The sequence below is a fragment of the Streptomyces sp. NPDC048288 genome (assembly GCF_043201555.1).
In the GTDB taxonomy this organism is placed as follows: domain Bacteria; phylum Actinomycetota; class Actinomycetes; order Streptomycetales; family Streptomycetaceae; genus Streptomyces.
In genome coordinates this window covers 721,589-748,238 of the sequence record NZ_JBICZD010000004.1, presented here as the reverse complement: position 1 = coordinate 748,238, position 26,650 = coordinate 721,589, and the positions used below count along the sequence as shown (strand labels likewise).

Genomic DNA, 26,650 nt, shown 5'->3' with positions numbered 1-26,650 from the left:
CGGTTCGGCGAAAGGGATGTCTGCAATGCGTGCGGTTGACGACTCGACCACGGGTGCCGGCTCTGCCACAGGCCGGCGTGACGAGCCGGTCGCGGTGATCGGCCTGGCGTGTCGGCTGCCGGGCGCTCCCGACCCGTCCGCGTTCTGGCGGCTGTTGAGCGAGGGCCGCGACGCGATCTCCGAACCTCCGCCCCACCGGCACCCGGCCGCCACCGACACCGACACTGCCAGCGCCGACGCCCCGCGGGCCCCGCGCGGCGGCTATCTGGACCGCGTCGACGGTTTCGACGCGGCCTTCTTCGGCGTCTCCCCCCGTGAGGCGCCGGCCATCGACCCCCAGCAGCGACTCGCCCTCGAACTGGGGTGGGAAGCGCTGGAGGACGCCGGAATCGCCCCCGACTCCCTCGGAGGCACCCCCGCGGGCGTCTACGTCGGCGCGATCGCCGACGACTACGCCACCCTCCTGCGCCGCGGCGGCCCACAAGGCATCACGCGGCACATGTTCACCGGCGTCCAGCGAGGTGTGATCGCCAACCGACTCTCCTACTCGCTGGGGCTGCGGGGGCCCAGTTTGACGGTCGACTGCGGCCAGTCCTCGTCACTGGTCGCAGTCCACCTGGCCGCCGAGGCGCTACGGCGCGGCGAGGCGGCGCTCGCCCTGGCGGGCGGTGTCCAGCTGAACCTGGCGCCCGAGAGCACCACCGCCGTCGACCGCTTCGGCGCCCTGTCCCCCGACGGCCGCTGCCACACCTTCGACGCCCGCGCCAACGGGTTCGTCCGCGGCGAGGGCGGGGCCCTGGTGGTCCTGAAGCCGCTCTCCCGGGCGCTGGCCGACGGCGACCGCGTCTACTGCGTGCTCAGCGGCTCCGCCGTCAACCACGACGGCGCCGGCGAGGGCCTGGCCGTACCGAACGCCGAGGCCCAGCGGGAGGTGGTCACGGCGGCGCTCGCGGACGCGGGCCTGCGCCCCGGCGAGGTGCAGTACGTCGAACTGCACGGCACCGGCACCCCGGTCGGCGACCCCGTCGAGGCGGCGGCACTCGGCGCCGCGCTCGGCACGGCACCCGACCGGACCCACGATCTCGCGGTCGGCTCGGCCAAGACCAACGTCGGCCACCTCGAAGGCGCGGCCGGCGTGGTGGGCCTGCTCAAGACCGCGCTCGCCCTGCACCATCGGACCCTCCCGCCCAGCCTCAACTTCGAGACCCCGAACCCCGCCATCCCCTTCGACCGGCTACGGCTGCGCGTCCGGACGGCGCCGGGACCCTGGCCCCAGCCGGACCGACCGCTGGTGGCCGGTGTGTCGGCATTCGGCGTGGGCGGCACCAACGCCCATGTGCTCCTCACGGAGGCACCGCCCGCCCGCCCGGCAGCCGCACCGGCCCCCGAGCCGGTCGGCGCGGTACCGCTGGTGGTGTCGGCGGCCGGTGCGGGGGCCCTGGCCGCGCTGGGCGCACGTCTCGCGGAACGCCTGGAGACCGACCCCGAGCTTGAACTCACTGCCGCCGCCCATGCGTTGGCGACGACCCGCGCACTGCTCCCGCACCGGGCGGTCGTGGTCACCGACGACCGCGACACCGCCATCAGCGGCCTGCGAGCCCTCGCCGACGGCACCAACGCCCCGCACGTGGTCACGGGTGTGGCCACGCCGACGGGACACGGACCGGTCTTCGTCTTCCCGGGCCAGGGCTCCCAATGGGCAGGCATGGGACGCGACCTGTACACGGACGACCCCACCTTCCGCACCTCGCTCGACGCCTGCGCCCAAGCTCTCGATCCGCTCACCGGCTGGTCCCTCATCGACACCCTCACGGGCACGGATGAGGGGTGGCTGGAGCGAGTGGACATGGTCCAACCCGCCCTGTTCGCGGTCATGACCAGCCTCGCCCGCCTCTGGATCGCCTCCGGCATCACACCAGCCGCCGTCATCGGCCACTCCCAGGGCGAGATCGCCGCCGCCCACATCGCCGGAATCCTCACCCTCAACGACGCCGCACACATCGTCGCCATCCGCTCCACCGCCATGCGCCACCTCTCCGGCCACGGCGGCATGGCCACCATCAACACCCACCCCGAACACCTCCACCAACACCTCACCGGCCTCGACGCCACCATCGCCGCCCACAACTCCCCCACCACCACCGTCGTCTCAGGCACCCCCCAAGCCCTCGACCAACTCACCCAAACCTGCACCGCACAAGGCATCCGCGTCCGCCGCGTCCACGTCGACTACGCCTCCCACTCCCCCCAAGTCGAGGCCTATCAGGGCGAGATCATCGAAGCCCTGGCCGACGTGCGCCCCCGGGCGGCCGTCATCCCCATGGTCTCGACGGTCACCGGGGAAGTGGTCGAGGGTCCCGAACTGGACGCCGCCTACTGGTACGCCAACCTCCGCCGCCCCGTCCGCTTCCACCAGGCCCTCACCCACCTCCTCGACACCGGACACCGCACCACCATCGAGACCAGCCCCCACCCCGTCCTCACCCCCGCCATCCAGGAGACCGGCGACCTCACCAGCCTCTACACACTGCGCCGAGGACAGGGCACCCCCGCCGACTTCACCACCGCCCTCGCCCAGGCCCACGTCACCGGCACCACCCCCACCTGGACCAGCCGTCTTCCCGCTCCCGCCCGCCGGGTCTCCCTCCCCACCTACCCCTTCCAGCGGCGCTCCTACTGGCCGAGTTCGGTCGCGGAACCCACGGCCACGACCGTGGACCTGACGCCCGCCCCGGAAGAACCCGAGGTGCCGGCCGGCGCGCCTCGGTCCGGCGATGTGCTGGACGTCGTACTCAATGAATGCGCGCGGGTGCTCGGACACACGTCGGCCGCCGACGTACCGCCGCGGTCCTCGTTCAAGGACCTGGGTTTCGACTCGTTCGCGGGTGTGGAGCTGTGCAAGCGGCTGTCGGCGCTGCTCGGGCGCCGGGTGCTGGTCAACTCGACGTACGACCACCCGAGTCCGGCCGAGCTCGCCGCGTATCTGACGGAGGGCCCGGACCAGGCGGAGTCCGCCGACGCCGAGGGTGGAGCGGTGGTGGACGACGATCCGATCGCCGTCGTCGCGATGGCCTGCCGCTTCCCGGGGAGTGTGCGGGGGCCGGAGGATCTGTGGCGGCTGCTGGTCGAGGAGCGGGACGCCATCGGTGACTTCCCGGCCGACCGGGGGTGGAACCTGGACGAGCTGTACGACCCCGATCCGTCCAACTCCGGTACGACATACGTCCGTCGGGGCGGGTTCCTGGACGACATCGCCGGTTTCGACGCCGGCCTCTTCGGTATCGCCCCGCGCGAGGCGCTGGCGATGGATCCGCATCAGCGACTGCTGCTCGAAACGGCCTGGGAGGCCTTCGAGCGGGCCGGTATCGACCCCGGTTCCCTGCGCGGCAGCCGTACCGGTGTGTTCGTGGGCACGAACGAGCAGGACTACGCCACCTACACCGCTCCCGGTCCGGCGCAGGGCAGCGAGGGTTTCCTGCTGACCGGGCACGCGGCGAGCGTGGCGTCCGGACGGCTGGCCTATGTGTTCGGTCTGGAGGGTCCGGCCCTCACGGTCGACACCGCGTGCTCGTCGTCGCTGGTCGCGCTGCATCTGGCGGTCCAGTCGCTGCGCGCCGGCGAGTGCGATCTCGCGGTGGCGGGCGGTGCCAGTGTGATGTCGACGCCGGGCATGTTCCTGGAGTTCTCCCGGCAGGGCGGACTCTCGGCGGACGGCCGCTGCAAGGCCTTCGACGAGTCCGCGGACGGCACGGGCTGGTCGGAGGGGGTGGGTACGGTGCTGGTGGAGCGCCTGTCCGAGGCCCGCCGCAACGGCCATCCCGTCCTCGCCGTGATCCGCGGTACGGCCGTCAACCAGGACGGCGCCTCCAACGGCCTCAGCGCACCCAACGGCCGTTCCCAGGCCCGCCTGCTGCGGACCGCGCTCGACACCGCGGGGCTGGCTCCGGCCGACGTGGACGCCGTCGAGGCGCACGGCACCGGCACCCGGCTCGGCGACCCCATCGAGGCCCAGGCCCTCCTCACCACGTACGGCCAGGACCGCGCCCACCCGCTCTACCTCGGGTCGGCGAAGTCCAACCTCGGGCACACCCAGGCCGCGGCCGGTATCGCCGGGGTCATGAAGATGGTCCTCGCCCTGGAGCACGGGCTGCTGCCGCGCACCCTGCACATCTCCGAGCCGACGTCACACGTCGACTGGTCGTCCGGCGCGGTGGAACTGCTCACCGAGAGCCGGGCCTGGCCCGAGGTGGGGCGGGTGCGCCGGGCGGCCGTCTCGGCGTTCGGGATCAGCGGGACCAACGCCCACGTCATCCTGGAGCAGCCGGAGGAGCAGCAGGCGTCGACCGCCGGGGAAGCGCCCGCCGGGTTGCCTCTGCTCCTCTCCGCCGAGAGCGCCGACGCGCTGGCGGCTTCGGGCTCGCGTCTCGCGGAACGACTGGAGACCGACCCTGGGCTTCAACTTGCGCATGCTGCCCATGCGTTGGCGACGACCCGCGCGCTGCTCCCGCACCGGGCGGTCGTACTCGCCGAGGGGCGCGACAGCTCGATCGAGGGTCTGCGGGCCCTCGCCGACGGCGTCAGCCTCCCGCACGTCGTGACGGGTGTGGCCACGCCGACGGGACGCGGACCGGTCTTCGTCTTCCCGGGCCAGGGCTCGCAATGGGCAGGCATGGGACGCGACTTGTACGAGGATGCCCCTTCCTTCCGCGCATCGCTCGATGCCTGCGCCCAAGCCCTCGATCCGCTCACCGGCTGGTCCCTCATCGACACCCTCACGGGCACGGATGAGGGGTGGCTGGAGCGAGTGGACATGGTCCAACCGGCCCTGTTCGCGGTCATGACCAGCCTCGCCCGCCTCTGGACCGCCTCCGGCATCACACCAGCCGCCGTCATCGGCCACTCCCAGGGCGAGATCGCCGCCGCCCACATCGCCGGTGTACTGACGCTGGAGGACGCCGCACGCATCGTCGCCATCCGCTCCACCGCCATGCGCCACCTCTCCGGCCACGGCGGCATGGCCACCATCAACGCCAGCGCCGAACAGGTCCAGGAACACCTCACCGGCCTCGACGCCACCATCGCCGCCCACAACTCCCCCACCACCACCGTCGTCTCAGGCACCCCCCAAGCCCTCGACCAACTCACCGCCCGCTGGCAGGGAGAGGGCCTGCACGTTCGGCGTATCAACGTCGACTACGCCTCGCACTCCGCCCAAGTCGACGCGTTCCACGAGGAGATCACCAACGCGCTGGCCGACATCCGTCCGCAGCGGTCCGTGCTGCCCATGGTCTCGACGGTCACCGGGGAAGTGGTCGAGGGTCCCGAACTGGACGCCGCTTACTGGTACAAGAACCTCCGCCGCCCGGTGCTCTTCCACCAGGCCCTCACCCACCTCGTCGACACCGGACACCGCACCACCATCGAGGCCAGCCCGCACCCCGTCCTCACCCCCGCGATCCAGGAAGCCGGCGACCTCACCAGCCTCTACACACTGCGCCGGGGGCAGGGCTCGTCGGCCGATTTCGTCACCGCGCTCGCCCGGGCCCATGTCACCGGCACCACCCCTGTCTGGACCAGCCACGCCCCCGACCGGCCCGTCGCGCTCCCCACCTATCCCTTCCAGCGCCGGCGCTACTGGCTGGAGCGCACTCCGGCTGCCGCCGCGCGGCCCGGGGTAGACGGGCGGGACCATCCGCTGCTGAGTGCGGCGGTGCCGTTGGCGGGTGCGGGGGTGGTGCTCACGGGTGCGCTCGGTGTGGGGGCTCCGGCGTGGTCCGTCGATCACGCGGTCGCGGGCACGGTGCTGCTGCCGGGTACGGCGTTCGTGGAGATGGTGGTGCGGGCCGGTGACGAGGTCGGGTGCGGCTCGGTGGAGGAGCTGACACTGCGTGCGCCGCTCGCGCTCGTGGGGGCGGTGACCGTGCAGGTCGCGGTGGGTGAGGCGGACGCGGAGGGGCGCCGGCCGGTGACGGTCCACTCCCGGCCGGGTCGAGGTGGTTCGGCGGCGGAGTGGACGCTGCACGCCGAGGGTGTGCTGACCGAGGGCGGCTCCGGTGCCGCGCCCGACCACGGTCTCGGCGCCTGGCCGCCGTCGGCTGCCCAAGCCGTGCCCGTCGGCGGGGTGTACGACGGACTCGCCGCCCAGGGGTACGAGTACGGCCCCGCCTTCCAGGGGGTCCGGGCACTGTGGCGCCGTGGTGACGAGGTCTTCGCCGAGGTCGAGTTGCCCGCGGAGGCGGGCCCGGCCGAGGGGTTCCTGGTGCATCCGGCGCTGCTCGACTCCGCTCTGCACGCCGTGGCCGCCACGGGGCTGCTGTCCCCAGGGGCGGGCGTTCGGCTGCCGTTCGCCTGGTCGGGGGTGCGGGTGCATGCCTCGGGCGCGAGGGTCCTGCGGGTCTTGGTGCGCCGTACGGGGGCGGACTCGGTGGAGTTGACGGCGGTGGACGGGGCCGGGGCGCCGGTGGTGTCGGTGGGGGCGCTGGTGCTGCTGCCGGTGGCCGAGGAGACGCTGCGCGCGGGTGCGCGGTCCGGATCGCTGCTCGCCGTGCGATGGGAGGAAGCCGGTGCGGTGGCCGGGGCCGGGGTGGCGGAGTGGGGCGCGGTGCTGGAGACGGCGCGGGGCTCGGTACCGGACGGTGACGTCCTGCCCGTGCTGCTGGATCTCGGCTCGGCCGCGGCGATGGAGGCGGAGGACGCGGTCCTGACCGCGCTGGAGGTCGTACAGCGCTTCGTGACCGATCCGGCGCTTCGGGACCGGACGCTGGTGGTGCGCACCCGGGGTGCGGTCTCGGTGGGCGAGGGCGACCGGGTGAGCGACCCGGCGGCGGCCGCCGTCTGGGGGCTGGTCCGGTCGGCGCAGAGCGAGCATCCCGGCCGGTTCGTGCTGGTCGACGCGGATGCCGAGGTCGGCCCCGGCGTGATCGGGGACGAGCCCCAACTCGCCGTGCGGGACGGGGTGTCGTATGTGCCGCGTCTGGTACGGCAGCCGCGCGTCGAGGAGGCGGTGGCGCCGTCGTTCGACGCCGGCCGTACGGTGCTGATCACCGGCGGCACGGGGAGCCTGGGGGCGCTGGTGGCGCGGCACCTGGTCGCCGTGCACGGGGTGCGGCGGCTGCTGCTGCTCAGCCGGTCCGGCCCGCAGGCGGCCGGGGTCGCCGAACTGGTCGGTGAGCTGGCCGGGGCGGGCGCCGTGGTCGATGTGCGGGCCTGCGATCTCGGGGACCGGGAGGCGCTGGCGGGGGTCGTGGCGGACGTCCAGGGGTCGGGGCATCCGCTGGGGGCCGTGGTGCACGCGGCGGGTGTCCTGGAGGACGCCACCGTGGCGGGGCTGACCGCCGAGGCGGTGACGGCGGTGCTGCGGCCCAAGGCCCGAGCCGCCCTGCATCTGCATGAGTTGACCGCCGGAGCCGAGCTGTCGGCGTTCGTGCTCTTCTCGTCTGTGGCGGGGGTGCTGGGCAACCCGGGACAGGCCAACTACGCGGCCGCCAATGCCTGTCTGGATGCCTTGGCCGTCCACCGGGCTCAACTCGGTCTGCCTGCCTTGTCGTTGGCGTGGGGGCTGTGGGAGCAGCCGTCCGGGATGACCGGGCATCTGGACGAGCGGGACCTGGCCCGGATGCGGCGGGCGGGAGTGCTGCCGCTGTCGGCCGAGGAGGGGCTGGCGCTGCTGGACGCGGGTCTCGCCGAGGCGGCCCGGGCCGGTGGCCCGGCCGCGCTGGTACCGGCGCGGCTCGACGTGGGGGCGCTGGTGCGGGGCGGGCGTCCGGTGCCGCCGCTGCTGTCGCGGCTCGCTCCGGGGACCGTACGGCGGACGGCCGCGCAGGCCGCGCCGTCGGCCGGGGCGGACGGCTTCGCGGGGCGGCTGGCCGGGTTGTCCGGCGACGAGCGGGAGCGGTTGCTGCTGGGTGTGGTGCGCGACGAGACGGCGCTGGTGCTCGGGCACGCGAGCAGTGAACGGCTCGATGTGGCGGCCGAGTTCCGGAAGCTGGGTGTCGACTCGCTGATGGCGGTGGAGGTGCGCAACCGGCTGGCCACGGTCACCGGTGTCGCCCTGCCGTCCACGGTGGTCTTCGACCATCCCACGCCCCGGGCGCTGGCCCGCTTCCTGGACGGGCGGCTGTCCGGCGCGGACCCGGTGCCGGGCGGCGGTACGGAGGTCGGCACGGCGGTGCGCGACGCGGACGAGCCGGTCGCGATCATCGGTATGGCCTGCCGTTACCCGGGCGGGGTGAACGGGCCCGCCGACCTGTGGCGGCTGGTGCTGGAGGAGCGGGACGCGGTGGGCGGGTTCCCCGTGGACCGGGGCTGGGATCTGGGCGCCCTGTTCGACGCGACGGCGGGCGTGCACGGCACCAGCGCCACCCGCGAGGGCGGATTCCTCGACGACGCGGCCGGCTTCGACCCCGCCCTGTTCGGGATCTCGCCGCGCGAGGCGCTGGCCATGGATCCACAGCAGCGGCTGCTCCTGGAGGTGTCCTGGGAGGCGCTGGAGCACGCGGGGATCCCTGCCGAGGCCGTGCACGGTTCACGGACCGGGGTGTTCGCCGGGCTGATGTACCACGACTACGGCAGCGGTACGGCCGAGGTGCCGGAGGGCGTGGCGGGGTATCTGCTGACGGGCGGAGCGGGCAGTGTCGCCTCGGGCCGGATCGCCTACGCGCTCGGGCTGGAGGGTCCGGCCCTCACCGTCGACACCGCGTGCTCGTCGTCGCTGGTGGCACTCCATCTGGCCGCGCAGTCGCTGCGGCGCGGGGAGTCCGATCTCGCGCTGGCCGGCGGGGTCACGGTGATGGTCACGCCGGACACGTTCGTGGAGTTCTCCCGGCAGGGCGGGCTGGCCGGGGACGGCCGCTGCAAGTCGTTCTCCGAGGACGCCGACGGCACCGGCTGGTCGGAGGGCGTGGGCATGCTGCTGGTGGAGCGGCTGTCGGACGCCCGGCGCAACGGGCACCGGGTGCTGGCGGTCCTGCGCGGCAGCGCCGTCAACCAGGACGGCGCCTCCAACGGGCTGACCGCGCCCAACGGTGCCGCGCAGCAGCGGGTCATCCGCCAGGCGCTGGCCGCCGCCGGGCTCGCCCCGGCCGACGTCGACGCCGTCGAGGGCCACGGCACCGGCACCGTGCTGGGCGACCCGATCGAGGCGGGCGCCCTGCTGGAGACCTACGGCAGGGAGCGGCCCGCCGAACGGCCGCTGTACCTGGGCTCGGTCAAGTCCAACCTCGGGCACACCCAGGCCGCCGCCGGGGTCGCCGGTGTGATCAAGACCGTCATGGCCATGGCCGAGGGGGTGCTGCCGCGCAGTCTGCACGCGGCGACGCCCTCGTCGCACGTGGACTGGGCGTCGGGCGGGGTGGAGCTGCTGGCCCGGACACTGGCCTGGCCCGAGGTGGGCCGGGCGCGGCGGGCCGCCGTGTCGTCCTTCGGGATCAGCGGGACGAACGCCCATGTGATCCTGGAGCAGGCGCCGTCGGGGGCCGAGCCGCCGGAGCGCGGGCCGGATCCCGCCGTCGTACCGCTGCTGCTGTCGGCGGCCGACGAGGAGGGGCTGCGCGCACAGGCGGCGCGGATCGCCGACACGGTATCGGCGGACGGTACCGAACTCGTGGACGTGGCCTGGTCGTTGGCGGCCACCCGCAGTGCGCTGCCCTGGCGGGCCGCGGTGGTCGCCGACGGGCCGGAGCAGGCCGAGGAACGGCTGCGGGCGCTGGCCGAGGGGCGGTCGGCCGCCGGGGTGCTGACGGGCCGGGCGCGGGAGGAGGGCCGGCTGGCGGTCGTCTTCAGCGGACAGGGCAGTCAGCGGCTCGGCATGGGCCGTGAACTGTACGCGGCCCAGCCGGTGTTCGCCGCCGCCTTCGACGAGGTGTGCGCGCACTTCGCACCGCATCTCGAAGAGCCCCTGCGGGACGTCGTGTTCGGCTCGGACGCGGAGCTGCTGGACCGCACCGACCACGCGCAGGCGGCGTTGTTCGCCGTCGAGGTGGCGCTGTACCGGCTGCTGGAGCACTGGGGTGTGACGCCCGAGCTGCTGATCGGGCACTCCATCGGGGAGTTCGCGGCGGCCTGTGTGGCCGGGGTGTGGTCCCTCGCCGACGCCTGTGCGCTGGTGGCCGCCCGGGGGCGGCTGATGCGGGGCGTGGCCGCGGACGGCGCGATGGCCGCCGTGGAGGCGACGGAGGACGAGGTCGCGGCCGAACTCGCCGGGTACGGCGACCGGGTGAGTGTGGCGGCGGTCAACGGGCCGTCGGCCGTGGTGGTCTCCGGTGACCGGGCGGCCGTCGAGGAGGTCGCGGAGCGGTTGCGGTCGCGTGGGCGGCGGGTACGACGGCTGCGGGTCAGCCACGCCTTCCACTCCGCGCACATGGACGCGATGCTGGCCGACTTCGCGGACGTCCTGGCAGGGGTCGACTTCCGTCCCCCGGCGCTGCCGGTCGTGTCCAACGTGACCGGTGCCCTGGCCACCGCCGAGCAGCTTGCCTCGCCCGCCTACTGGGTACGGCATGTGCGCGAGACGGTCCGCTTCGCCGACGGTGTCGGCACGCTGCACGCGGCGGGCGCGACGGCGTACCTGGAGCTGGGGCCCGCCGGGGTGCTGGCCGGAGCGGTCCGGGACAGCGTGCCGGCGGACGCGTCCCCCGTGGCCGTCGCGGCGTTGCGCGCGGACCGGCCCGAGGCACCGGCCTTCCTGGCGGCGCTGGCCGCCCTGCACCTGTCGGGGCTGGCGGTGGACTGGGCGAGGGCGTTCGACGGCAGCGGCGCACGGGTCGTCGAGCTGCCCACCTACCCCTTCCGGCATCGCCGCTACTGGCTCGACGCGTCGGCCCCGAGGGCGGGTTCGATGGCCCACTTCGCCGACGCCGTCCGCGAGTTGGGCCTCAGCGAGGAACAGACGCGCACCCTGGACGCACTGCTCAGCGAGCCGGACCGCGCGGATCGGCTGCGGCGCCTCACCCATCGGGTGGAGTGGCGGCCGGTGACGGGCGGCGGGGCGCGGCTGCGGGGCCGGTGGCGAGTGGTCCTGCCCGCCGGGACCGATCCGGCGGACGCGCGGGTGACGGCCCTGCTCGGCGCGCTGGCGCGGGCCGGTGCGGAGGCCGTGGTGGACCGGGCCGGTGGCACCGACGGGACCGCGGCCCACGCCAGTATCGCCGAGCGGGCCGTGGCCGACGCCGACGCCAGTGACGCCGGGCAGGCCGTGGCCGACGCCAGTGACGCCGGGCGGGCCGAGGCCGACACCGGTGACGCCGAGCGGGCCGAGGCACGCGTCGGCGACGACGACAAGGCCGCGGGCTCCACCGGTGGCCCCGTTGGCCCCGGTGGCCCCGAGACCGCCGGGCGTCCCGGCGGTGACACCGACGACTCCGCGGCGCCCGCCGACGGCTTCGCCGGGGTCGTGACCGTGGCCGCGCTCGCCGCCGATCCCGGGTGGTTCGCGTTGGAGGCCGCTCGGGGCTCGGCGGACGCCCCGGTGTGGTTCCTGACCGAGCGGGCCGTCACCACCGGACCGGAGGATGCGGTGCGGGAGCCGGCGCAGGCCGCGGTGTGGGGTCTCGGCCAGGTGGTGTCACTCGAACTGCCTTCGGTCTGGGGCGGGTTGGCTGATGTGGGCGGCTTCGGCGACCGGGACCTGGACGCGCTGTGCGCCGTACTCGCCGACGGTGCCCGGCCCGGCCGTGAGGACCAGGTCGCGGTGCGCGCCGGGCGGGTGCTGGGCCGCCGTGTCGTACCGGCCGCGGAGCCGGACGCTCCCCAACGGCCCACACGCCCTTGGCGCCCCACCGGCACCGTCCTCGTCACCGGCGGCACCGGGGCGCTCGGTGCCCAAGTGGCCCGCTGGCTCGCCGGGCACGGCGCCCGGCGGATCGTCCTGACCAGCCGCCGGGGTGAGGCGGCCCCCGGTGCGGCCGAGCTGGTGGCGGCGCTGCGCGAGCACGGCGCGGAGGTGACCGTGGCGGCCTGTGACACCGCAGACCGTGCCGCGCTCGCCGACCTGCTGACCCGCCACCGCCCGGCCGCCGTATTCCACACGGCCGGTGTCGTCGAGGCGTGCCCCGTGGCCGGGCTGGAGGCCGAGGGGTGGTCCACGGTGACGGCGGGCAAGGCCGCCGGAGCGCGGCACCTGGACGAGCTGAGCCGGGAACTCGGCCTGGAACTGGACGCGTTCGTGCTGTTCTCGTCGATCGCCGGGGTGTGGGGCAGCACCGGGCAGGCCGCCTACGCCGCCGGCAACGCGATGCTGGACGCCCTCGCCGAGCGGCGGCGCGCCGACGGGCTGCCCGCGACCAGTGTCGCGTGGGGCCCCTGGGCGGGGGCCGGGATGGCGGCCGACGACACACTGGCCGGGCTGCTGCGCGACAGCGGTCTGCGCCCGCTGGCCCCGGCCGACGCGCTGGCCGCGCTGGGGCAGGTGGTGACGTCGGACGAGGCCTGCCGGGTGGTCGCCGACGTGGACTGGGACCGGCTCCCGGCGGTGTTCGCCGCCGTACGCCCCGGACCGCTGTTCGCGCTCGCGGCACCGCAGAGCGGGGACAAGGAGACCGACAACGGCCTCGCCCGGCGGCTGGCGGAGCTGCCGCCCGTCGAGCGGGAGCGGACGGTGCTCGCGCTGGTGCGGGACGAGGTCGCGGCGGCGCTCGGGCACGACTCGGCACACGATCTCGACGTCACGCTGACCTTCAAGAGCCTGGGCCTGGACTCGATGACCGCCGTGGAGGTGCGGGGGCGGCTCGTCGCGGCGACCGGGCTGTCGCTGCCCGCCACCGTCGTCTTCGACCACCCCACCCCCCGCGATCTGGCCGCCGCGGTCGGCGACCGGCTCACCGGCCTGGGGCAGAGCTCCGGGACGGAGCGGGAGTCCGGGACGGAGCGGGAGTCCGGGACCGAGCGGAGGTCCGCGTCGGCGGCGCCCCTCGCCGCCGACGAGCCGGTGGCCATCGTCGGTATGGCCTGCCGGTACCCCGGCGGCACGGTGAGCCCCGAGGACCTGTGGCGGCTGGTCGCCGAGGAACGGGACGCCGTCAGCGACTTCCCCGCCGACCGGGGCTGGGACCTGGCCGCCCTGTACGACCCGGACCCGGCCGCGACCGGGACGTCGTACTCGCGCGAAGGCGGCTTCCTGGACGACATCGCCGGTTTCGACGCGGGCCTGTTCGCGATCTCGCCCCGTGAGGCGCTGGCCATGGATCCGCATCAGCGGCTGCTGCTGGAGACGACCTGGGAGGCGTTCGAACGGGCCGGGATCCCGCCGACCTCGCTGCGCGGCAGCAACACCGGTGTGTTCGTCGGCGCGGGCGAACAGGACTACGCGGGCGGGGTGTCCGACGCGCCCGAGGGGGTGGCCAACCATCTGCTGCTCGGGCACACCGCCAGTGTGCTGTCCGGCCGGGTCGCCTATGTCTTCGGCCTCGAAGGGCCGACGCTCACGCTCGACACGGCCTGCTCGGCGGGCCTGGTCGCACTGCACCTCGCGGTGCGGGCGCTGCGCGGCGGGGAGTGCGACCTGGCGGTGGCGGGCGGTGCGACGGTGATGTCGACGCCGGGCGGCTTCGTCGAGTTCAGCCGGCAGCAGGTGCTGGGGCGGACCGGGCGCTGCCGTTCGTACTCCGAGGACGCGGACGGCTCCGCGTTCTCCGAGGGCATCGGCACCCTGGTGGTGGAGCGGCTGTCGGACGCGCGGCGCAACGGGCATCCGGTGCTCGCCGTCGTCCGGGGTACGGCGATCAACCAGGACGGCGCCTCCAACGGGCTCAGCGCGCCCAACGGCCGCTCGCAGCAGCGGGTGATCCGGCAGGCCCTGGCCGACGCCCGGCTGACCCCGGCCGATGTCGACGCCGTCGAGGGCCATGGCACCGGCACCCCGCTCGGCGACCCCATCGAGGCGGAGGCGCTGCTGGCCACCTACGGTCAGGACCGCCCCGCCGAACGGCCCCTGTATCTCGGCTCGTTGAAGTCGAACATCGGGCACACCCAGGCCGCGGCAGGCATCGCGGGCGTCATCAAGACGGTGCACGCCCTGCGGCACGGCGTGCTGCCGCGCACCCTGCATCTGGCCGAGCCCTCCTCGCACGTCGACTGGTCCTCGGGCGGGGTCGAACTGCTCGCCGAGACGCGGGAGTGGCCGCAGGTGGAGCGGGCCCGACGGGCGGCCGTGTCGGCGTTCGGGATCAGCGGGACGAACGCGCATGTGATCCTGGAGCAGGCGGAGGAACCCCCGGTGCCGGTGGATCCCCCCATCGCCCCGACCGGTGCCGTCCCGCTCGCCGCCACACCCACCGACCCCACCGGATCCACCCCATCCGGCGCCCCCGCAGTCCTGCCGCTCTCCTCCGCCACCGCCGCCGGACTGCGTGATCAGGCCCGACGGCTCCACGACTCCCTCGCCGACCGCCCCGATCTCGACCTCCCGCTCCTCGGACGCGCGTTGGCGACCGCGCGGGTGACCGACCTGGAGCACCGGGCGGCCGTGGTCGCCGGTGACCGGGACGAGGCGCTGGCCGCGCTGGCCGCCCTCGCGGACGGCGAGGCACACGCCCAGCTGGTCACCGGGGCGGCGGCACCGGGCGCCGGGCCCGTCCTGGTCTTCCCGGGCCAGGGCTCGCAGTGGCCGGGCATGGCGGTCGAACTCCTCGACGCCTCACCGGCGTTCCGCCAGGCGCTGGCCGAATGCGACGCGGCGCTCGGCGAGTTCGTCGACTGGTCGGTCCTGGACGTGCTGTACGACCGTCCGGGCGCGCCCTCGATGGAGCGGCTCGACGTGGTGCAGCCGCTGCTGTTCGCGGTGATGGTGGCGCTGGCCCGGACCTGGGAGGCGGCCGGGGTGGTGCCGGCGGCCGTCGTGGGGCATTCGCAGGGCGAGGTGGCCGCGGCCTGTGTCGCGGGCGCCCTGTCCCTGCCGGACGCGGCCCGGATCATCTGCCTGCGCAGCAGGACCATGCAGGAGGAGCTGTCCGGGCTGGGCGCGATGGCGTCGGTGGCCGCGCCCCGGGAGGCGGTCGCGGCACGGCTGGCACGCTGGGGCGACCGGCTGAGTGTGGCGGCGGTCAACGGGCCCGCCTCGGTGGTGGTGTCGGGCGAGGCCGCCGCGGTCGGCGAGTTCCTGGCCGACGCGAAGGAGGCGGGACTGCGGGCCCGGCGGGTGAAGGGGGCGATCGCGGCCGGGCACTCGGCGCAGGTGGAGCTGGTGCGCGAGCGCGTCCTCGCGGAGCTGGCCCCGGTCGCGCCGAGGGCGGGCTCCGTGCCCATCGTCTCGACGGTCACCGGGGCCGTGGCCGACGGCTCCGGCATGGACGCCGCCTACTGGTACGACAACATGCGGGAGCCCGTCCGGTTCGACGAAGCGGTACGGGAGTTGGTGACCCGCGGGCACCGGGTGTTCCTGGAGGTCAGCCCGCACCCGGTGCTGCTGACGGGTCTTCAGGAGACCCTGGAGGACGCGGGCGCCTCGGCCGTCGCGCTGGGGACGCTGCGCCGGGACGAGGGCGGGCCGCGCCGGCTCGCGGTCTCGCTGGGCGCGGCGTACGTCGCCGGTGTGCCGGTGGACTGGCCGCGCGCGGTGTACGCGCACGTCCCGCCCGGCCCCGTGGAGCTGCCCACGTACGCCTTTCAGCGGCAGCGTTACTGGCTGGACGCACCGCGCCAGTCGGCCTACTTCGCCACCCCGGCGGCCGTACCGCCGCCGGTCACGGACGACGACTCGGCGCAGCGGCGCTTCTGGGACGCCGTGGAGAGCGGGGACGTCGACGCGCTCGTGGGTGAACTTCCGCTGGTAAACGGCCAGTTGGCGTCGCTCCAGGACGTGCTGCCGGCGCTCGCCGACTGGCGGCACCGGTCGCGGGAGGACGCGGCGCTGGACCGGTGGCGGCACCGGGTGGTGTGGGAGCCGGTCGCCACCCCGGCGCGGCCCGTGCTCTCCGGGGACTGGCTGCTGCTCGTCCCGGACGACCCGGCTGTCGCGCCGGTCGCCGCGCAGGTCGAGTCGGCACTCGGCGCGCACGGGGCGCGGGTGACACGGCTCGGTGTCCCGGCCGGGGCCGACCGAGCGGCCGTCGCCGAAGCACTCACCGAGCTGGACGCACCGGACGGGCTGGACAAGCCGGACGGGCCGGGCGCGCCGAACGGGCCGGACGCACTGAACGGGCTGAACAGGCTGAACGGGCCGGACGGGCCGGACAAGCCGAACAGGCCGAGCGAACCGAACAGGCCCGGCGAGTTCGCCGCGCCCGTCGGAGTGCTGGCCCTGACCGGCCTGCTCGACGGCGCCGACGCCGGCCATGACGCCGTGCCGCGCGCGCTGGCGGCCACGCTCGCCGTCGACCAGGCCCTCGGCGACCGGGACCTGGCGGCTCCGCTCTGGGTGCTCACCCGGGGCGCGGTCGGTGCGCGGCCGACGGACCCGGTGGCCGCGCCGGAGCAGGCCATGGTGTGGGGGCTCGGGGCCACCGCCCGTCAGGAGCATCCCGAGCGGTGGGGCGGGGTGGTCGACCTGCCCGGGGATCTCGACCCACGTGCGCTGACCCGGCTGGTGGCCGTGGTCTCCGGGGCCACCGGCGAGGACGAGGCGGCGATCCGGCCGTCGGCGACCCTGACCCGGCGCCTGCTGCCGGCTCCACAGGCCGAGCGGGCAGAGCGTCCGCAGGGCTGGAAGCCGACGGGCACGGTACTGGTGACCGGTGGCACGGGCGCGCTCGGCGGGCAGGTGGCCCGGCATCTGGCCGCCCTCGGGGCACCCCACCTGCTGCTCACGGGACGCCGGGGCCCGGAGGCGCCGGGGGCGCGGGAGCTGGCGGACGAACTCGCCGCGCTGGGCGCCCGGGTGACCGTCGTCGCCTGCGACCTGGGCGACCGGGCGGAGCTGGCGGCGCTGCTGGACCGGGTGCCGGCCGAGTATCCGCTGACCGCCGTGGTGCACACGGCCGCCGCCGTGGACGACGCGCTGCTGACCTCCCTGACGCTCCCCCAGCTTCAGCGCTCGCTGCGGGTGAAGGCGCAGGCGGCACGCCATCTCGACGAGCTGACGCGGGATCTCCCCCTGGAGGCGTTCGTGCTGTTCTCCTCGTTCGCGGGCGTCACGGCGGACGCGGGGCAGGGCGGCTACGCGCCCGGCAACGCCTACCTCGACGCGCTCGCGCTGCGCCGCCGGGCGCTCGGCCTGCCGGCGCTGTCGGTCGGCTGGGGGCACTGGGCGGGCGGCAGCGGCCTGGAGGGCGGCGAGGTGATCGCCAACCGGCTGCACCGGTTCGCGATGGAGTCGATGGACCCGCGGCGGGCGGTCCGCGCGCTGGAGCGGGCGGTGGGCTCCGACAGCGGCCATCTGGTCGTCGCGGACGTGGACTTCACCCGTCTGGACGCCGACCCGGCCGGTGTCCGTGCCACCCGGCTGTTCCTGCGGCTGCCCGGCTACCGTGAGGCGACGGAGCCCGCGGCCGGGGAGGCGACGGACGGCACCGGCCCGGCGGATAACGGGTCCGGCTTCCGGGACCGGGTCGCGGCCGCCGCACCCGGTGAACGCACGGCAGTCGTACGGGATCTGGTGCTGCGTCAGCTCGCCGCCGTGCTCGGCCACGCCGATCCGGACGAGATCTCGCCCACCCGGCTCTTCCGCGAACTGGGCATCGACTCGCTCACGGCGGTGGAGTTCCGCAACCGGCTCGGCGCGGCCACCGGGCTGCGGCTGCCCGTCGGCGTCGTCTTCGACCATCCCACGCCGGAGGCGCTGGCGGCTCATGTCGCCGCCGAGCTGGACGTCGACCACGGCCCGCCGCAGTCCGAAGGTCCTTCGGCGGACGCCGAGTTGGACCGCCTGGAGACCGTCCTCGACCAACTCGACGGACCGGCGTCGGCCGCGGTGGCGGCCCGGCTGCGGGCCCTGCTGACCCGGCTCCCGGACGCTCCAGGAGCCGACGGCGCAGACAGCGACAGCCCGGACGGCGCGCTGGCGTCGGCGACGACCGCCGAGGAGGTTCTCGGCTTCATCCAGGAACGGTTCGGCCGGTGACCGGCTCATCCGCGCGCCCGACCCCGCTTCAGGCCTCAGCAGCACAGGAGACACGTGCAGTGACGAGCAGCGAGACTCCCCCGCCCGGCGGCGACAAGGTCGTCGAGACCCTCAAGTGGATGGCACACGAACTCGACGCGGCCAAGCGGCAGTTGGCTCAGCTGGAGGCCGGTCGGTCGGAGCCGGTCGCGATCGTCGGCATGGGCTGCCGGTTCCCCGGGGACGCCGACTCCCCCGACGGGTTCTGGCGGCTGCTGGCCGAGGGCCGGGACGCGATCGGACCGCTGCCCGCCGACCGGGGCTGGGACCTGGAGGCGCTGTACGACCCGGACCCGGCCGCACCCGGCACGGCGTACGTCCGCGAGGGCGGCTTCCTGGGCACGGCGGGCGACTTCGACGCGGGCTTCTTCGGGATCTCGCCCCGTGAGGCGCTCGCCATGGACCCGCAGCAGCGGCTGCTGCTGGAAGTTGCCTGGGAGACGCTGGAGGACGCGGCGATCGCCCCCTCGGCGCTGCACGGCAGCGGTACCGGCGTGTTCGTCGGCACCAACGGCCAGGACTACGTGCCGCCGATGATGGACGGGGTCGCCGAACTCGGCGGCTATCTCGGCACCGGCTCCACGCAGAGCGTGCTGTCCGGCCGGCTCGCCTACACGCTGGGTCTGGAGGGGCCCGCGGTCACCGTGGACACCGCGTGCTCGGCGTCCCTGGTGGCGTTGCACCAAGCGGTGCGGGCGCTGCGCGGCGGCGAGTGCGAGCTGGCGCTGGCGGGCGGTGCCACGGTGATGTCGAGCCCGTGGACGCTGGTGGAGTTCTCCCGGCAGCGCGGGCTGGCGCCGGACGGCCGCTGCAAGACGTTCTCGGACCGCGCCGACGGCACCGCGGTGTCGGAGGGCGTGGGTCTGCTGCTCCTGGAGCGCCTGTCGGACGCCCGCCGCAACGGGCACCGGGTCCTCGCGGTGGTGCGAGGCTCGGCCGTCAACCAGGACGGCGCCTCCAACGGCCTGACCGCGCCCAGCGGTACCGCGCAGCAGCGGGTGATCCGGGCCGCGCTCAAGGACGCGGGCCTGGCCCCGGCCGACGTGGACGCCGTCGAGGCGCACGGCACCGGCACCCGGCTCGGCGACCCCATCGAGGTGGACGCGCTGCTGGCGACGTACGGCAGGGGCCGGGACGCCGGGCGGCCGCTGTGGCTCGGCTCGGTCAAGTCCAACCTCGGGCACACCCAGGCCGCCGCCGGGGTCGCCGGGGTCATCAAGACGGTGCTCGCGCTGCGCCACGGCGTCCTGCCGCGCACCCTGCACGCCGACCCGCCGACCGCGCACGTCGACTGGGACACCGCCGGCGTCCGGCTGCTCCACGACGAGCGGCGCTGGCCGCGCACGGACCGGCCGCGCCGGGCGGCGGTCTCATCCTTCGGGATCAGCGGCACGAACGCGCATGTCCTGCTGGAGGAGGCCGAACCGACGGCGGACGTCCGGCCTGCGAAGGACATCCGACCCGCAGAGGACATCCGACCCGCAGAGGACATCCGACCCGCAGAGGACATCCGGCCCGCAGAGGCGGGTACCCCGTCCCTCCGCCCGGTCCTGCTCGACGCCCGTACCCCCGACGCGCTGCGCGGCCAGGCGGCCCGGCTCGCCGGTCACGTGCGCGCCCACCCCGGACTCCGCCCGCTCGACCTAGGCTGGTCGACGGCGACCACCCGGGCCCGGATGCGGCACCGCGCGCTCGTCGTCGCGGCCGGCACCGAGGAGCTGCTCGCCGGGCTGGACGCCCTCGCCGAGGGCACCCCGGGCGCGGGCGTCGTACGCGGCGAGACGGCCGAACAGCCGTCGCTCACGTTCCTGTTCACCGGCCAGGGCGCCCAGTACGTCGGCATGGCAGCGGAGTTGTGCGACGAGTTCCCCGTATTCGCCGCCGCCCTCGACGAGGTCTGCGCGCATCTCGATCCGCTGCTCGAACTCCCGCTGCGGCCGGTCCTGTTCGGTGACGCGGCGGCCCTGGACCGGACGGCGTTCACCCAGCCCGCCCTGTTCGCCGTCGAGACGGCGCTGTTCCGGCTGGTGGAGTCGTGGGGGGTGGTGCCGGACCGGCTGGTCGGGCACTCGATCGGCGAGCTGACCGCCGCCCATGTGGCCGGGGTGCTGTCGCTGCCCGACGCGTGCGCGCTGGTCGCCGCGCGCGGCCGGGTGATGGACCGGCTGCCGGCGGGCGGGGTGATGATCTCGGTGCGGGCGGGCGAGGCCGAGGTGGCCGAGCTGCTGACGCCGGGCGTGGGCATCGCGGCCGTCAACGGGCCGCGGTCCGTGGTCCTGTCGGGTGCGGCGGAGGAGACCGAGGCAGTCGCCCGCACGCTCGCCGAGCGCGGGCACAAGACCCGGCGGCTCCAGGTCAGCCACGCCTTCCACTCGGCCCTGATGGATCCGGCCATGCCGGAGTTCCGGGAGGTGGCGGCCCGCGTCACCTACCACGAGCCGCGCGTCCCGCTGGTCTCGGCGCTCACCGGCCGGCTCGTCGGACCGGGTGAGGTGACCGCTCCCGAGTACTGGGTACGGCATCTGCGCGAGCCGGTCCGGTTCCTGGACGCGGTGCGGGCCGCCGAGGCGGACGGCGGACGGGTCTTTCTGGAGCTGGGCCCCGACGGGGTGCTCGCGTCGATGGCGGCGGACTGCCTGGCCGACCGTGGGGCGGCGGTCCTCGCCCCGACCCTGCGCAAGGACCGCCCCGACACCCGCTCCCTGCTCCTCGGGCTGGGCCAGGCGCACTCGGCCGGGGTGGCCGTGGACTGGGACGCGGTGTTCGCCGGTACGGGCGCGGTGCGGGTGCCGCTGCCGACGTACGCCTTCGAGCACCGGCGGTACTGGCTCGCGGCGGGCCGCTCCTTCGACGGTACGGCGGCCCCCGTGGAACTCGCCGAGACCCGGCCGGACGCCCCGCGGGCCCGGCTGGAGACGCTGGACCTGGTCCGGTCCGCCACCGCCGCCGTCCTCGGCCACGCGTCGCGGGAGGCGGTGGCGGCCGACCGGCCGTTCTCCGAGCTGGGCGTGACCTCGGTCGGCGCGGTCGAGCTGTGCGCAGAACTCCGCGCGGCCACCGGGCTGTCCGTGCCCGCGTCGGCCGTCTTCGACCACCCCACCCCGCGGGCGCTCGCCGCCCAGCTGGACCAGGAGGGCCGGGGCGAACCCGCTCCGCCGTCCGACCCGGCCCGGTCGCGTCCGAGGCGCAGGCCCGACGAGCCGGTCGCGATCATCGGCATGGGCTGCCGGTTCCCGGGCGGGGTGACCGGCCCCGAGGACCTGTGGCGGCTGGTGGCCGACGAGCGGGACGTCCTGGGCGGCTTCCCCGACAACCGGGGCTGGAACCTGGAGGAGTTGTTCGCCCCGGGCGGCGACCCGGGGACCTCGACCGAGGCGCGGGAGAGCGGATTCCTGCACGAGGCGGGCGAGTTCGACCCGGCGTTCTTCGGGATCTCGCCGCGCGAGGCGCTCGCCATGGACCCGCAGCACCGGCTGCTCCTGGAGACGGCCTGGGAGGCGATGGAGCGGGCCGGTCTCGACCCGGCCGCGCTGCGCGGCAGCCGTACCGGGGTGTTCGCGGGGCTGGTCGGGCACGACTACCTGCTCGGCCCGGAGCGGATGCCGGACGACCTGGTGCCGTACTTCGCGACGGGCATCGGCGGGTCGATCGCCACCGGCCGGATCTCCTACACCTTCGGTTTCGAGGGCCCGGCGGTGACCGTGGACACGGCGTGCTCGTCGGCGCTGGTCGCGCTGCACCAGGCGGTGCGGGCGCTGCGCGCCGGGGAGTGCGATCTGGCGCTGGCCGGGGCGGCGACGGTGATGGCGACGCCCGGCGCGTTCGTGGGGTTCTCCGGGCAGGGGCTGATGGCGCCGGACGCGCGCAGCAAGTCCTTCGCGGAGGCGGCCGACGGCACCATGTGGTCGGAGGGCGTCGGCATGCTGCTCGTGGAGCGGCTGTCGGACGCGCTGCGGGCGGGGCACCGGGTGCTGGCCGTCGTACGCGGTACGGCGATCAACCAGGACGGTGCCTCCAACGGGCTCACCGCGCCCAACGGCACCGCCCAGCAGCGGGTGATCCGGGCCGCGCTCGACGACGCGGGCCTGGCCCCGGCCGACGTGGACGCCGTCGAGGCGCACGGCACCGGCACCCGGCTCGGCGACCCCATCGAGGCGCACGCGCTGATGGCGACCTACGGGAAGGACCGGTCCGCGGACCGGCCGCTGCGGCTCGGCTCGATCAAGTCGAACATCGGGCACACCCAGGGCGCGGCGGGCGTGGCCGGGGTGATCAAGACGGTGATGGCGCTGCGGCACGGGCTGCTGCCGCGGTCCCTGCACGTGGACCGGCCGTCGTCGCGGATCGACTGGTCGCTGGGTGCGGTGCGGCTGCTGACCGAGGCCGAGGTGTGGCCGGCGGTGGACCGGCCGCGCCGGGCGGGGGTGTCGGCGTTCGGGGCGAGCGGCACCAACGCGCATGTGATCCTCGAACAGGCCCCGCCCGCGCCCGTGGTGGACGAGCCGCGGCTGGAGCTGCCGGTCACCCCGCTGGTGCTGTCCGGGCACACCCCGGCGGCGCTGCGCGGTCAGGCGGCCCGGCTGGCCGGACTGCTGGCGGCCGAGGACGCTCCGGAACTGACCGACGTCGCCTGGTCGTTGGCGGCGACCCGCACGGCGCTCGCGCATCGCGCGGTGGTTCTCGCCGCCGGTCCGCAGGAGGCCCGTGCCGGGCTCGCGGCGCTGGCGGCGGGCGAGGAGGCGCCGCACGTGGTCACCGGGGCGCCCACCGGCGCCGAGGCGGTGTTCGTGTTCCCCGGGCAGGGCTCGCAGTGGGTGGGCATGGCCTCGGCGCTGCTGGAGCGCTCCGAGGTGTTCCGGGACGCGTTCGCGGACTGCGAGCGGGTCTTCGCCGACCTGGTGGGCTGGTCGGTGACGGGCGCGATGGCCGGGGATCCGGCAGCGCCGTCGCTGGAGCGGCTGGACGTGGTGCAGCCGGTGCTGTTCTCGGTCATGGTCGCCCTCGCCCGCACCTGGCAGGCGGCCGGGGTGCGGCCGGCGGCTGTCGTGGGCCATTCCCAGGGCGAGATCGCCGCCGCGCATGTGGCGGGCGCCCTGTCGCTGGAGGACGCGGCCCGGGTGGTGGCGCTGCGCAGCCGGCTGATCGTGGACGTGGTGGGCCTGGGCGCGATGGCCGGGGTGTCCAAGTCCCCGGACTGGGTCGCGGCCCGACTCGGTCCGTGGGAGGCGGAGTTGAGCGTCGGTGTCGTCAACGGGCCGGAGTCGGTGGTGGTCACCGGTGATGTGACGGCCCTGGAGGAGTTCCTCGTGGTGGCCGAGGCCGAGGGCGCGCAGGTGCGCCGGGTGCGCGGCGCGGTGGCCCCGGGCCACGCCCCGCAGATGGCCCGGCTGCGCGAACAACTCCTGGAAGCGCTGGCGGAGTTGACCCCGCTGGAGGGCACGGTCCCGCTGTGCTCGACGGTCACCGGGGAACTCCTGGACACCGCCGGGATGTCGGCCGCGTACTGGTACCGCAACGCGCGTGAGCCGGTGCAGTTCGAGAAGGCCGTACGGCATCTGCTGGACCGGGGCCACCGGGTGTTCCTGGAGATGAGCCCGCATCCGCTGCTGCTGGGCCCGGTCTCCGACATCGCCGCGTCCCAGGACGCGCGGGTCGCCGCGCTGGGCACCCTGCGCCGCGAGGACGGCGGCCCGGAGCGCACGGCGCGCGCCCTCGCGGACGCCTGGGCGCACGGCGTGGACGTGGACTGGACGGCCGCCGTGTTCGACGGGGTCGGCGCCCGCCGGGTCGACCTGCCGACGTACGCGTTCCAGCGGGAGCACTACTGGCTGGAGCCGCTCTCCGGGCCGGTGGGCGCCGGAGTGCGCGGCACCGGGCATCCCCTGCTCGACGCGAGTGTCGAACTCGCCGACGGCGGCGCGCTGCTGACGGGCCGTCTGACCCGGCGGGCGCTGCCCTGGCTGGACGACCACGCGGTGGCCGGGGTGGCGATCCTGCCCGGTGCCGCCTTCGTGGAGCTGGCGGTGCGGGCGGGTGACGCGGTGGGCTGCGCGGCCGTGGAGGATCTGGCGCTGCAGCGCCCGCTGGTGATTCCGGCGCGGGGCAGGACGGTCGTCCAGGTGAGGGTCGACGCACCGGACGGCTCCGGGCGGCGCGCGGTACGCGTCCACTCGCGTCCGGACGCCGACGAGGAGTCCCCGTGGACCCAGCACGCCGAGGGCGTCCTGGCCCCGGCCGGAGCGGCACCCGAGCCGCTCGCCGACTGGCCCCCGCGGGACGCCGAACCCCTGCCGGCCGAGGACGCCTACGAGCGCATCGCCGCCGCCGGCATCGACTACGGCCCCGCCTTCCGCGGCCTGACCGCCGCCTGGCGGCGCGGTGACGAACTCCTCGCCCAGGTACGGCTCCCGCGGCCGGAGGCGAAGAACGCGCCGGAGTACGGCATCCACCCGGCGCTCCTGGACGCGGCCCTGCACGTCGTCGTCCTGGACGGCCTGGAGAACAGCGGCCAGCTCGCCTTCAGCTGGAGCGGGGTCACCCTGCACGCGCAGGGCGCCACCGAGCTGCGGGTCCGGGTGGTACGGCTGGGCGACGGCTCCTTCGCGTTCCACCTGTACGACGGTGCCGGGCAGCCGGTGCTCACCGCCGAGTCCGTCGCCGTACGCCCCATGACGGCCGCCGATCTGACCGCGACCCGCTCCGCCACGGAGAACTCCCTGTTCCGCCTGGACTGGACGCCGCTGCCGCCGGGCGAGACCACCGCCGCCCGCTGGGCGGTGCTGGGCAAGCGGTGCGGGGCCGTGTGGCCGGCCGAGGTGGACTCCCGCCGGCACTACGCCGACCTGACCGCGCTGGCCACGGCCGTGGACGGGGGCGCCCCGGTACCGGAAGCGGTGCTGGTGGCCGGCGCGGGCGGCGAGCCCGGGGACCGGCAAGTGCTGCTGGACGCGCTGGAGTTGTGCCGGGCGTGGACGTCGGACGAGCGCTGGGCGGAGGCACGGCTGGTGTTCCTCACCCGGGGCGCGGTGGCGGCAGGCGACCAAGACGCGCCCACCGATCTCGCGCACGCCCCGCTGTGGGGCCTGGTCCGCTCGGCGCAGCAGGAGCAGCCCGACCGGTTCGTGCTGCTGGACAGCGACACGGCCGAGGTCCCGACGGTGGTGCTGGCGGCGGCCCTCGGCTCGGCCGAGCCCCAACTCGCCCTGAGGGAAGGCGCCCTGCGCGTCGCACGGCTGGCGCGGGCGACCGCCACCGCCGACGCCCCCGCGCACCGCCCGCTGGACCCGGAGGGCACGGTCCTCATCACCGGCGGCACCGGCACCCTCGGCGCCATCCTCGCCCGCCATCTGGTGACCCGGCACGGCGTACGGCATCTGCTGCTCACCGGCCGCCGGGGCGCCGACGCCCCCAACGCGGCAGCGCTCGTGGACGAGTTGACCCGCGCCGGGGCCACGGTCACGGCCGCCGCCTGTGACGTGTCCGACCCCGACGCCCTGGCCCGGCTCCTGGCGCAGGTGCCCGAACTCCACCCGCTCACCGGCGTGTTCCACCTGGCGGGCGTCCTCGCCGACGGGGCCCTCGGCTCGCTCACCCCGGACCACGTCGACACCGTGCTGCGGACCAAGGCGGATGCCGCCTGGCAGCTGCACCGCCTCACCCGCGACGCCGACCTGGCCGCGTTCGTGCTGTACTCCTCCATGGCCGGCACCTTCGGCGGCGCGGGCCAGGCCAACTACGGCGCGGCCAACGCCTTCCTGGACGCCCTCGCCCGGCACCGCCGGTCCCTGGGCCTGCCCGGCCTGTCCGTCTCCTGGGGGCTGTGGCAGGACCGCTCCGAGATGGGCGCCGGACTCACCGACCAGGACCTGGCCCGCCGGATGGCCCGCTCCGGCACCCGCAGCCTGACCGCCGAGCAGGGCACCGCCCTGCTGGACGCGGCCCTCGACGGCCCCGACGCCCATCTGGTCGCCGCCCGCTTCGACTTCCCCACCCTGCGGGCCCAGGCCGGCGACGGCACGCTCCCCGCGCTGCTGCGCGGCCTGGTGCGGGCCGGCCGGCGCAGCGCGGGCGCCGCCGACCAGACCGGCCTGCGCGAACGGCTCGCCACGCGCGGCCCCGCCGAACGCGCCGCCGGCCTCCTGGACGCCGTCCGCACCACCGTCGCCCTCGTCCTCGGGCACGGCTCCGCCGACCAGGTCGACGACGGCCGGGCCTTCCGTGAGCTCGGCCTGGACTCGCTGACCGCGGTGGACCTGCGCAACCGGCTGTCCGCGCTCAGCGGCCTGAAACTCCCGGCCACCCTCGCCTTCGACCACCCCTCCCCGCGGGCCATCGCCGAGTTCCTCGACGAGAAGCTGTTCGGCACCCCGGTCGAGGTCACCCCACCGGTCCTCACCGACCTGGACCGGCTGGAACTCGCCCTGCTGGGCGCCGACACCTCCGACCCGGCGCTGCGGGTGAAGGTCACCATGCGGCTGCACTCCCTGGTGGCCCGGTGGAGCGACGGCGAAGCCCCGGCCGCGGCCGACGGCCCCGACCTCGGCCTGGAGGACGCCTCGGTCGACCAACTCCTCTCCTTCATCGACGACATGGGCACCTTCTGACCTTCAGAAAGGGACGCGT

The 26,650-nt window shown here is 75.4% G+C and carries 2 protein-coding genes; both read left to right on the top strand.

Features of this window, described 5'->3' with window-relative positions; genetic code table 11:
- Positions 1–25: 25 nt before the first annotated feature.
- A complete protein-coding gene (locus ACGFZS_RS18535; protein WP_393795965.1) occupies positions 26–17,989 on the top strand; it encodes a type I polyketide synthase in 17,964 nt (5,987 codons plus the stop codon).
- Between the two features lie 59 nt (positions 17,990–18,048).
- A complete protein-coding gene (locus tag ACGFZS_RS18530) occupies positions 18,049–26,631 on the top strand; it encodes a type I polyketide synthase (RefSeq protein WP_393795964.1) in 8,583 nt (2,860 codons plus the stop codon).
- The last annotated feature ends 19 nt before the right edge of the window (positions 26,632–26,650 follow it).

Coding starts and splice junctions, on each gene's coding strand:
- ACGFZS_RS18535 (WP_393795965.1), top strand. CDS start 26: ATGCGTGCGGTTGACGACTCGACCACGGGTGCCGGCTCTGCCACAGGC.